At 77.0% G+C, this 9,863-nt stretch carries 11 protein-coding genes; 4 read left to right on the top strand and 7 right to left on the bottom strand.

Annotation, left to right across the window (positions count from 1 at the left end; genetic code table 11):
* Positions 1 to 58: 58 nt before the first annotated feature.
* The 4 genes from NT8_RS24810 to NT8_RS24795 form a co-directional block, all read right to left on the bottom strand.
* Complete coding sequence (locus NT8_RS24810) at positions 59 to 760, bottom strand: spermidine synthase family protein (RefSeq protein ID WP_067974460.1); 702 nt, start codon at positions 758 to 760, stop codon at positions 59 to 61.
* Positions 761 to 776: 16 nt separating this feature from the next.
* The gene (hisG, locus tag NT8_RS24805) at positions 777 to 1,631 is read right to left on the bottom strand and encodes an ATP phosphoribosyltransferase (protein WP_067974458.1); all 855 of its coding nucleotides are present in this window, start codon (positions 1,629 to 1,631) and stop codon (positions 777 to 779) included.
* 80 nt (positions 1,632 to 1,711) lie between these two features.
* The gene (locus tag NT8_RS24800; protein ID WP_067974469.1) at positions 1,712 to 1,975 is read right to left on the bottom strand and encodes a phosphoribosyl-ATP diphosphatase; all 264 of its coding nucleotides are present in this window, start codon (positions 1,973 to 1,975) and stop codon (positions 1,712 to 1,714) included.
* 105 nt (positions 1,976 to 2,080) lie between these two features.
* Positions 2,081 to 2,890, bottom strand: coding sequence for an SDR family NAD(P)-dependent oxidoreductase (locus NT8_RS24795; RefSeq protein ID WP_067974455.1), 810 nt, complete (start codon positions 2,888 to 2,890; stop codon positions 2,081 to 2,083).
* A 128-nt stretch (positions 2,891 to 3,018) separates the two neighbouring features.
* Between NT8_RS24795 and NT8_RS24790 the strand changes: the two genes are divergently transcribed.
* The 4 genes from NT8_RS24790 (at position 3,019) to NT8_RS24775 (ending at position 6,481) form a co-directional block, all read left to right on the top strand.
* Positions 3,019 to 3,990, top strand: coding sequence for an alpha/beta hydrolase (locus NT8_RS24790; RefSeq protein ID WP_067974453.1), 972 nt, complete (start codon positions 3,019 to 3,021; stop codon positions 3,988 to 3,990).
* A gap of 37 nt (positions 3,991 to 4,027) precedes the next feature.
* Entirely contained in the window at positions 4,028 to 4,744 is a 717-nt protein-coding gene (locus NT8_RS24785; RefSeq protein WP_067974450.1) for a class I SAM-dependent methyltransferase, read from the top strand.
* Positions 4,745 to 4,866: 122 nt separating this feature from the next.
* A complete protein-coding gene (locus NT8_RS24780; protein ID WP_157515966.1) occupies positions 4,867 to 5,946 on the top strand; it encodes an aminotransferase class V-fold PLP-dependent enzyme in 1,080 nt (359 codons plus the stop codon).
* Between the two features lie 76 nt (positions 5,947 to 6,022).
* Positions 6,023 to 6,481, top strand: a complete 459-nt coding sequence (locus NT8_RS24775; protein WP_067974448.1) for a Clp protease N-terminal domain-containing protein — start codon at positions 6,023 to 6,025, stop codon at positions 6,479 to 6,481.
* Between the two features lie 30 nt (positions 6,482 to 6,511).
* Here the strand turns inward: NT8_RS24775 and NT8_RS24770 are convergent, their stop codons facing one another.
* The 3 genes from NT8_RS24770 to NT8_RS24760 form a co-directional block, all read right to left on the bottom strand.
* Positions 6,512 to 7,345 carry a class I SAM-dependent methyltransferase gene (locus NT8_RS24770; protein ID WP_067974445.1) on the bottom strand — a complete coding sequence of 278 codons (834 nt, stop codon included), beginning with the start codon at positions 7,343 to 7,345 and terminating at the stop codon, positions 6,512 to 6,514.
* 68 nt (positions 7,346 to 7,413) lie between these two features.
* Positions 7,414 to 8,247, bottom strand: coding sequence for an SURF1 family cytochrome oxidase biogenesis protein (locus tag NT8_RS24765; RefSeq protein WP_281203527.1), 834 nt, complete (start codon positions 8,245 to 8,247; stop codon positions 7,414 to 7,416).
* 84 nt (positions 8,248 to 8,331) lie between these two features.
* Positions 8,332 to 9,396, bottom strand: coding sequence for a chaplin family protein (locus tag NT8_RS24760; protein ID WP_067974444.1), 1,065 nt, complete (start codon positions 9,394 to 9,396; stop codon positions 8,332 to 8,334).
* Positions 9,397 to 9,863 lie beyond the last annotated feature (467 nt).

The raw sequence follows: 9,863 nt of genomic DNA, 5'->3' as shown, positions 1-9,863 counted from the left end.
GGGGGCGGCCGCCCCCGCCGCCGGGCCCGGCGGGACCGGTCGGCCGCGCCGTGCGGGCTCAGCCCGCCGACCGCGCCACGTAGACCAGGTCGGGGCCGCCCCGCCGGGCCGCCACCTCGATCGCCTCGACCGCGCCGAACCGGCGCTCCAGCAGCCCGGCGAACGCGGGCGCGGGCATCGCGCTCCAGAACGCCACGGCGCCGCCGGGGCGCAGCACCCGGCCGATCCGGTCGAGCGCCGCCGGCGCGTACAGCCGCCGGTTGCCCTCGGCCACCGTCCAGTCGGGCCCGTTGTCGACGTCGAGGCAGACCGCGTCGAACCGCGGCCCGTCCGGGCGGTCGGCGGCGGCCAGCCGGGCCAGGACGTCGGCGCACGTCAGCGTGCAGCGGGGGTCGTCGGCCAGCCCGCCCCCGACCGCGGCCAGCGGGCCCCGGTGCCAGGCGATGACCTCCGGCTCCAGTTCGACCACCTCGACGGCCCCCACGCGCGGGTCGTCCAGCGCCGCGCGCGCCGAGAACCCCACCCCCAGGCCGCCGATCAGCACCCGCAGCCCCCGGCGGCCGGTCGGCACCGCCGCCAGGGCCGCCCGCACCAGCTCGCGCTCCGACGCGCCGTCGCGGGTGTCCATGAGGAACACGCCGTGGTCGATGATCTCCCAGTGCTCCCCGGCCCGGCGGAGCACGAGTTCGCCGCCCGCCACCGCCGGGGCGCGGGCGACCACGACCGGGTCGGCGGCATCGGGCGGCGGGGCGGGCGGCATGGGCGCCTCCGTGGGGTCAGACGCGGCAGGCGTAGATGTCGGTCACCAGGATGGCACGCGCGCCGATCTCCCACAGGTCGTCCATGATGCGCTGCGCCGCCTTGCGCGGCACCATGGCGCGCACCGCCACCCACCCCTCGCGGTGCAGCGGGGAGACGGTCGGCCCCTCCATGCCCGGGGTGAGCGCGACCGCGGCGTCGAGCTGCTCGGCGTGCACGTCGTAGTCCATCATCACGTAGTCGCGGGCGACGAGCACCCCGCGCAGCCGGCGCAGGAGCTGGTCGACCTTGGGGTCGTCGGCGGCGCCGCGCGGCCGGATCACCACGGCCTCGGAGGTCAGGATGGGGTCGCCGAACAGCTCCAGCCCCGCGTTGCGCAGGGTGGTGCCGGTCGAGACCACGTCGGCGACCGCGTCGGCGACCCCGAGCTGGATGGAGCTCTCGACCGCGCCGTCCAGGTGGATGACGCGGGCCTCGATGCCGCGCTCGGCGAGGTAGCGCTCCAGCAGGCCCTCGAACGAGGTGGCGATGCGCAGGCCCTGGAGGTCCTCGACCTTCAGCTGCGCGCCGCCGCGCGCCGCGAACCGGAAGGTGGAGCCGCCGAAACCGAGGGGCAGCACCTCCTCGACCGGCGCGCCGGAGTCGAGCAGCATGTCGCGGCCGGTGATGCCGGCCTGGAGGATGCCCTCGCCCACGTACACGGCGATGTCCTTGGGGCGGAGGAAGAAGAACTCGGTGGCGTTCTCGGGGTCGACCAGGACGAGGTCGCGGGCGTCCTTGCGCTGGCGGTACCCGGCCTCGCGGAGCAGGGCGCTGGCGGGTTCGGCGAGCTGGCCCTTGTTGGGCACGGCGATGCGGAGCTGGTCGGACATGGAGGCTGATCCCCTCGGGGTCGGTCGGTTCGGCGGGTCGCTGGCACGGCCGATCACGGGTTCGGACGGCCCGGATCGACCTACAGATGCCGGTAGACGTCCTCAAGGGTCAGTCCGCGCGCCAGCATCAGCACCTGGACGTGGTACATGAGCTGGGAGATCTCCTCGGCCGCGGCGTCGTCGGACTCGTACTCGGCCGCCATCCACACCTCGGCGGCCTCCTCGACGACCTTCTTGCCGATGGCATGGACGCCGGCGTCGAGGGCCGCGACCGTCCCCGACCCCTCGGGGCGGGTGCGGGCCTTCTCGGACAGCTCGGCGAACAGCTCATCGAAGGTCTTCATCATCACTTTCCTCGGCCGACGTGCCCCTCTAGGGTAGGCGCCCGGCACCCCGGCCGTGACCCGTCACGCCGGAACGGCGTGTGGCGCCCCGGTGAAGGCCGCCGCTCACACCACCCGCCCGGCCACCGCCCGGAACAGCCCCCGGGGCGCCAGCCGCACCAGGGCGTCCGCCGCGCGGTACCGCAGACCGGGCACGACCAGCGCGCGGCCCGCCGCCCACGCCCGCAGCGACTCGCGCACCACGACCTCCTTGGGGACGAACGCGAACCCGGGCGCGCCGCTCTCCTGGAGCCCGCGGGTCAGGTCGGTGCGGACGTAGCCCGGCAGCACCGCGGTCACCCGCACGCCGCTCCCGGCCGCCTCGACCGCCACGGACTGGCTCCACTGGGTCAGGAACGCCTTGCCGGCGGAGTAGACGGACCCGCCGGGGGCCGCCGCCAGGTCGCCCGCCACCGACGACACGTTGAGGACGCCGAGCGGGCCGGCGTGCCCGGCCGCGCGGCGGGCGGCCTGGACGGGCAGCACGGCGCGGGTCAGGTGCAGGACGGCGCGCACGTTGAGGTCGAGCACCGCGTCGATGTCCGCCGGGTCCTGGCCGGCGAACGGCCCGCCGTCCCCCCGGCCCGCGTTGTTCACCAGCAGGTCGACCGGCGTGTCGGGGCCGGTGCCGTCGGCGCGCAGCCGCTCCTCGACGCGCGCCCGGTCGGCCGGGTCGGCGAGGTCGGCGGCCAGCGCCGCCGCCGCAACGCCGTGGCGGTCGGCCAGCTCGGCGGCCAGCCCCTCGATGAGCGGCGCCCGCCGGGCGACGAGGACCAGGTGGAAACCGCGTTCGGCCAGCGCGCGGGCGTACTCCGCGCCGATACCGGTGGAGGCGCCGGTGACCAGCGCGGTGCGGGAGCGGGGAGTGGCGTCCATGACGCCGCATGTTACCGGCCGGTCCGGGCAGGGCTAAGGAGCGGTGGCCCGCGCGTCCCGCCGCTCCGCGCCGGCCGCCACCGCCCCCTACCGCCCCGAGGCCCGCCGACGAGGAACGAGGTAGCCGGATGCGCCCCTCCCCCGAGACCCGCCGCTTCATCGACGGCGTCAACGAGCGCATGCCCCCGTTCACCCCCGACGACAGCACCCTGGCCGGGCTGCGCGCGGCCGAGGCGGCCGGGGTGTCCGTCATCACCGGCCCCGACGTCGCCGAGGTCCGCGACCTCGCCTGCCCCGGCCCCGCGGGCGACATCGCGCTGCGCCTCTACCACCCGGCGCCCAGCGGGCCGCCGCTGCCGGGCATCGTCTTCCTGCACGGCGGCGGCTGGGTGGCCGGCAACCTCGACACCCACGACCACATCGCCCGGCTGCTCGCCGACGGCACCGGCGCCGCGGTCGTCGCGGTCGACTACCGGATCGCCCCCGAGGCCCCGTTCCCGGCGGCACCCGACGACGCCTCCGCCGCGCTGCGCTGGACCGCCGCCAACGCGGCCGGGCTCGGCGTCGACCCGGCGCTGCTGGCGGTCGCCGGCGACAGCGCGGGCGGCACCCTGGCGGCCGTGGCCGCCCGCGAGGCCCGCGACGCCGGCGGCCCCGACCTGGTGTACCAGGCGCTGATCTACCCGGCGACCGACCTGACCGGATACCCGCCCGGTCCGGGGTGCCCCTACCCCTCGCGGACCGAGAACGGGGACGGCTACTTCCTCACCCTCGACGCCATCGCCTGGTACACCGAGCGCTACGTCCCCGACCCCGCCGCCCGCCGCGACCCCCGGGCGTCGCCCCTGCACGCGCCCGACCTGGCCGGGCTGCCCCCCGCACTGGTCCTGACCGCCGACTTCGACCCGCTGCGCGACGAGGGCGAGGCCTACGCCCGGGCGCTCGCCGAGGCCGGCGTCCCGGCCACCACGGCGCGAATCAACGGCGGGTTCCACGGCATGTTCGGCATGGGCGCGTTCGTCAGCGTCGGGCGCCAGGCCGAACAGGTGGTGGTCACCGCGCTGCGCAGCGCGTTCGCGGCCGCCGCACCCCGCGACTAACCGGCACCTTACGACGAAAGCGACTACGGTTCACCTCATGGCAGCGACACAGAGCCCCTCCGAGCGCCCCTCCGAGAGCCCTTCCGAATCCGGCCTGGACACCCGGCTGCGCGACACCGCGCTGTTCGTCCGCCAGGCGTTCCGCACCTTCCGCGCCACCGGCGCCGTCGCCCCCAGCGGCCCCGCCCTCGCGCACTCGCTGACCAGATTCATCGATGAGCGCGAGGACCCCGACGCCCCCCTCAGCATCCTGGAGGCGGGCGCGGGCACCGGCCCGGTCTCGCGCGCCATCGCGGCGCACATGCGCCCCGGCGACACCGTCGACCTGGTCGAGTCCAACGCCGAGTTCGCCGACTACCTGCGCGGCCTGCTCGACACCGACCCCGACCTCGCCGCCGTCGGCGACCGGGCGAAGGTGCACCAGTGCCTGGTCCACGAGATGGGCCCCGACCGTCGCTACGACGTCATCATCTCCGGACTGCCCTTCGCCAACTTCACCGCCGAGGAGGTCCGCGGGATTCTGGAGTACTACTTCAGCGTGCTGCGCCCCGGCGGGCACCTGTCGTTCTTCGGCTACCTCTACACCAAGCAGGTCAAGGCGGTCATCGCCCCGCGCGAGGACTACCTGCGCCAGGCCCGGTCGAGCTGGGTCGTCGAGGAGTGGGTCAACCGCTACGGCATCGACACCGTGCGCGTGCTGCCCAACCTCCCGCCGGCCTGGATCCACCACCTGCGCAAGCCGCTCGACGACTGACCCGCGCCCGCCCGTCCCCGGCCCCGCCCGCCCCACGGCGCAGCGGGGCCGCCGCCGTCCGCGCCGCGTCAGCGGGGGGGGCGCCGTCGACCCCGAGGCACGCGGCGGGCGAGGATGCCGCCATGGCCATCGACACCGCGACCGACGCCGACGGCGTGCTCACCGCCGTCCCCCGCCTCTTCGCCCCCGAGACCGTCTACCTCAACACCGCCTCCTACGGCCTGCCGCCGGCCGACGCCCACGCCGCGGTCGTCGCCGCCGAGCGGGGCCGCTTCGCCGGGACCATCGACCCGCCCGACTTCGACGCCCCGGTGGCCGCCGCCCGCGCCGGGTTCGCCCGCCTCGTGGGGACGGCCCCCGACCGCGTCGCCATCGGCGCCCACACGTCGCAGTTCGTCGGCCTGGTCGCCGCGTCCCTGCCCCCCGGCACCGAGGTCGTGGTGCCCGAGGAGGAGTTCACGTCGCTGCTGTTCCCGCTGCTCGCCGCCGAGGAGCGGGGGGTGCGGGTGCGGACGGTGCCGCTGGCCCGGCTCACCGACGCGGTCGGGCCCGGCACCGGGCTGGTGGCGTTCTCCGCGGTCCAGTCGGCCGACGGCCGGGTCGCCCCGATGGCGGACCTGCTCGACGCCGCCGCCGCGCACGGCGCGCGGACCCTCGTCGACGCCACGCAGGCGGCGGGCTGGCTGCCGCTGCCCGGCGACCGCGTCGACTACCTGGTGTGCTCGGGCTACAAGTGGCTGCTGGCGCCGCGCGGCACGGCCTTCCTGGCCGGGCGGCCGGAGGCGCTGGCCGACCTCGCCCCCCTGGGGGCGGGCTGGTACGCCGGCGCGGACGTGTGGCGGTCGATCTACGGGCCGCCGCTGCGGCTGGCCGCCGACGCCCGCCGGTTCGACCTGTCCCCCGCCTGGCCCGCCTGGGTGGGCCAGGCGCACGCGCTGGAGCTGCTGAACGCGATCGGCACCGCTGCGGCGCACCGCCACGACCTCGCCCTGGCGAACCGGTTCCGCGCCGGGCTGGCCCTGCCGCCGGGCGATTCCGCGATCGTGTCGGTGCCGCTCCCGGAGGGGACGGCCGCGCGGCTGCGGGAGCGGGGCGTGCGGGTGGCCGAGCGCGCCGGCCGGGTACGGTTCGCGTTCCACCTGTCGACCACCCCCGACGACGTCGACCGCGCGCTGGAGGCGCTGGAGGCGGCGGCACGGTAGCGTCAACTTCTGTTGACTTCCCGGGGTCGTCAACGTAGATTGACGGCAGTGGCCGTGACGTCCCCGGGAGGACACCGTGTTCGAACGCTTCGCCGCCGACGCCCGCCGCGCCGCCACCGGCGCACAGCAGGAGGCGCGCCGCCTCCACCACCCCCGCATCGGCCCCGAGCACCTGCTCCTCGCCCTGCTCGCCGAGGACGGCGACGGCGGCCGCACCCTCCGCGCCCACGGCGCCGCACCCGAGGCGCTGCGCGCGGCGGTGGCCCGGACCGCATCCCCGCCGGCCGGGCCGCCGCGACCGCGCCTGCTCCGCCGCGCGCTCCCCCGCCACCTGCCGTTCACCCGCGACGCTCGCCGCGCCCTGGAGCTCTCGCTCCGGGCGGCGGCGGCGCGCGGCCACCGCACCATCACCTCCGGCCACGTCCTCAGCGGCGTCCTCGCCGCCGCCCCCGACGGCACGGCCGCCCGCGCCCTCACCGCCGCCGGGGTCGACCTCACCGCCCTGCGCGCGGCCGCCGACGCCCTGCTCGACTGACCGACCGGGGCCGCCCGACCGGGGCCGGTCTCAGGCCGCGGGGCGGTCGGCGACGAAGATCGCGGTGCCCGGGACGACGCCGCCGCGGACCGGGCCCCAGCCGCCCCAGACGCGGTCCAGGCCGTCGGGCCACTCGGGCTCCACCAGGTCGCGCAGCACCAGGCCCGCCCCCGCGACGGCGCGCACCCAGTCGCCGACGGTGTGGTGCGACTCGACGTAGACCGCCCGGCCGGCCTCGTCCTCCTCGACATAGGCGCGGCGGTCGAAGTAGGAGGTCTCGGCCGTCAGGTTCTCCGGGTCGTCGGGGAAGCACCACCGGACCGGGTGGGTCACCGAGAACGCCAGCCGCCCGCCGGGCCGCAGCACCCGCGCCCACTCGGCGAGCGCCGCCGCGGCGTCGGGCAGGAACGGCAGCGCCCCGAACGCGGAGCACACCACGTCGAACGCCGCGTCCGCGAACGGCAGCCGCCGGGCGTCGGCCAGCGCGGTGGGCACCCGGACACCGGTCTCCTCGTCGATGCGGCGGGCGTGCTGGAGCTGGCGGCGCGACAGGTCGACCCCGACCACCCCGGCGACGCCCTGCCCGGCCAGCCAGCGGGCGCACTGGGCGGCGCCGCAGCCGACCTCCAGCACCCGCGCGCCGCGCAGCCGCTCGGGCCCGCCGAGCAGGCGGGCGTCGGCCTCGTCGAGCCCCTCGGGGCACCACACGAACCCGGCGTCGCGCAGGAACGCGCCGTGCTCGGCCTGGTAGTCGTCCGCCGCGCCGTCCCACCAGGCGCGGTTGGCGCGGACGCTCTCGGCGCCCCCGGCCGCGCGCCGGGCGGGTAGGACGTGGTCGGCCGGGTCGGCGGGGTCGTCGCTCATGGCCACATCCTGGCAGCCGCGCGCCCCCGGCGGGAGGCGGCGCGGACACCGGCGGCGGCCGGAAGGGGTCAGCCCCGGGCGGCGGCGGTGTCCGCGGCCGGGTCGGCGGCGGGCGCCGCCGGGTCCGGGTCGGGGCCGGGGCCGCCGGTCGGGCCGCCGCCGGAGCGGGCGTCGGCGAGTTCGCGCCGCATGAGCACCACCCACCCGACGACCGCGATGACGGTGAACACCCACCACTGGACCGCGTAGGACAGGTTCATGCCCATGTTGGTCTCGGGGGCGGCGACGGGCTCGGGCGCCGGGTCGGAGGCGGGCTCCTGGTCGGTCAGCTCCACGAACCCGCCGTACACGTCGTAGGGCAGCCCGGACGCGATCTCGGCGACGTCGATGACCATGATCTGCCCCTCGGGCAGGCCCTCGCGGACGCGGATGCCCGTGTTCTCGGGGGTCTCGCTGTACTGGAGGCGGCCGGTCACGGTGACCTCGCCCCGGGGGGCGGGCGGCACCTCGGGCGCCGAGGTGGCGGTGGGCGGCTGGCCGATCCAGCCGCGGTTGACGAGGACGGCGGTGCCGTCGGCGGTGACCAGCGGGGTGAGCACGTACAGCCCCACGCCCTGGGAGCCGTCGCGGTTGCGCACCAGCAGCTCGTGCTCGGGGTCGTAGGTGCCGGTGGCGGTGACGGAGCGCCAGCGGTCGGCCCGGTCGACGTCGCGCCCGACCTCGGTCAGCTCGCCGACGGGCACCGGCTCGGCGGCGATGTTGGCCTCCTGGAGGTCGGCGGCCGCCGCCTTGTCCTCCCACCGGCCGAGCTGCCAGAAGCCGAGCCAGACGAACGAGGGCACGACGACCAGGACCAGCGCGTGGAACGCCAGCATGCGCGGGGTGGTCAGGACGTTGAGCACGTCTTCGAGGCTATCCGAGGGTCGCGCAGGGGGGTCACCGGGTGGCGCCCGCCCCGGCCGGCGGTCCGGCCGGGGCGGCGCGGGTCAGCCGCGCCCGGTGTCCGCCGGGTCGTCGGCGCCGCCCTCGGGGGCCGCGGCGGCCGCGGCGGCGGAGCGCCGCCGCCGCGCGGCGTACATGGCGGCCGCGCCGCCGCCGACGGCGGCGACCCCCGCGGCGATGAGGCCGGTCAGGGCGGTACCGGTCAGCGGCAGGCCGCCGGGGCCGCGCTCGGCGGCGGCCTCGGGCGTGTCGCCGGCGCGGTCGCCCTCGGCGGGGCGCTCGGGGTCGGGGTCGGCGGGCTTCTCGGGCGCGGGGGTGCCGCCGTCCGGCTCGTCGCGGTCACCGGGGTCGCCGCCGTCGGCCGGGGGCTCCTCGGGCGCGGGCTCCTCGGAGATCTCCGCCAGGCAGTCGGGTTCGGCGATGCCGAGGACGGCGAGGGCGTTCTCGCAGATGGGCACGGCGGCGTCGACCGGGACGGTGACCTGGTTGCCGCTGCCGGCGCCGCCCGTGCCGTCGGTGGCCGGGGCCTCGGCCCCGTTGTCGGGGGACTCCTGGATGACGTTGACCACGGTGCTGCACTCGGCCGCCGAGGTGCCGAGGACGGCGATGGCGTTGCCGCACACCTCGATGGCGACGTCGACCGGGATGTTGATCTGGTTGCCGCTGGCGATGCCGCCCGACCCGTCGGTGGTGGGGGCCGCCTCGGACTCCTCGGCGAGCGCCTCGGCGATCTCGGTGCACTCGGCCGCCGAGACCCCGCCGACGGCGGCGGAGTTGCCGCACACGTCGATGGCGACGTCGACCGGGATGTTGATCTGGTTGCCGCTGGCGATGCCGCCCGACCCGTCGGTGGTGGGGGATCCGCCCTCGCCCGCCGCGTACAGCACCTCGGCCACCCGGCTGCACTGGGCGGCGGAGATCCCGAGGACGGCGAGGGAGTTGCCGCAGATCTGGGCCTCGACGTCGACGGGCACGTTGACCTGGTTGCCGCTGCCGATGCCGCCCGACCCGTCGGTCTGGGGGTCGGCGGCCGCCGGTGCGGAGGCGCCGGCGACCAGTCCGGCCGCCAGGAGCGTGGCGGACACGGTGGTGGAGAACGTGATGCGCATGTTCGGGCGGGACCTTTCACGGTCGGGGCACTGTGCGTGGGAGCACCGTCGCACGGCGTCACCGCCGCGGGCGCGGGTGAGCGCGGTGCGGACGGGCGCCGGGAGGGTGGTTCGCCGCGCGCCTGGGGCGCGGGCGCGGGCGGGCGTGCCCGCCCCGGACGCCGGGGAGGGACGGCCGCGTTCCGCCGATGTCCCGTTACGCTAGCAGCTCGCCGACCGCCGTTTATGGCATTCGCCGAGAAATTCCGAAACCTCGGTTTACCCGGTCCCGAACCGGACGCGGACCACGTCATCCCAGTTCACGACACTTCCCCCGATCAAGGGCCGCCACTGCGCGGGGTCCTTTTCTCCGTATCCACTACGGAGATACGGAGAAATAGGAAATCGCTCATCAACTCTCACACCTCGGCCATTCCCCCCGGACACGCGGGCGCCCCCGGGCGCGGATGGGGTCATCCGCGCCCGGG

This window comes from Nocardiopsis trehalosi NBRC 14201, assembly GCF_001552555.1.
Taxonomy (GTDB): Bacteria; Actinomycetota; Actinomycetes; order Streptosporangiales; family Streptosporangiaceae; genus Nocardiopsis_B; species Nocardiopsis_B trehalosi.
The sequence above is the reverse complement of the archived record's forward strand: the minus strand, read 5'-3'. Positions and strand labels throughout refer to the sequence as shown.

Bases quoted from the DNA above. Each gene is read 5' to 3' on its own strand.
- NT8_RS24785 (WP_067974450.1), top strand. From the start codon at position 4,028: ATGGCAGCGACACAGAGCCCCTCCGAGCGCCCCTCCGAGAGCCCTTCC.
- NT8_RS24770 (WP_067974445.1), bottom strand. From the start codon at position 7,345: ATGAGCGACGACCCCGCCGACCCGGCCGACCACGTCCTACCCGCCCGG.
- NT8_RS24795 (WP_067974455.1), bottom strand. From the start codon at position 2,890: ATGGACGCCACTCCCCGCTCCCGCACCGCGCTGGTCACCGGCGCCTCC.
- NT8_RS24760 (WP_067974444.1), bottom strand. From the start codon at position 9,396: ATGCGCATCACGTTCTCCACCACCGTGTCCGCCACGCTCCTGGCGGCC.
- NT8_RS24810 (WP_067974460.1), bottom strand. From the start codon at position 760: ATGCCGCCCGCCCCGCCGCCCGATGCCGCCGACCCGGTCGTGGTCGCC.
- NT8_RS24800 (WP_067974469.1), bottom strand. From the start codon at position 1,975: ATGAAGACCTTCGATGAGCTGTTCGCCGAGCTGTCCGAGAAGGCCCGC.
- hisG (WP_067974458.1), bottom strand. From the start codon at position 1,631: ATGTCCGACCAGCTCCGCATCGCCGTGCCCAACAAGGGCCAGCTCGCC.
- NT8_RS24780 (WP_157515966.1), top strand. From the start codon at position 4,867: ATGGCCATCGACACCGCGACCGACGCCGACGGCGTGCTCACCGCCGTC.
- NT8_RS24790 (WP_067974453.1), top strand. From the start codon at position 3,019: ATGCGCCCCTCCCCCGAGACCCGCCGCTTCATCGACGGCGTCAACGAG.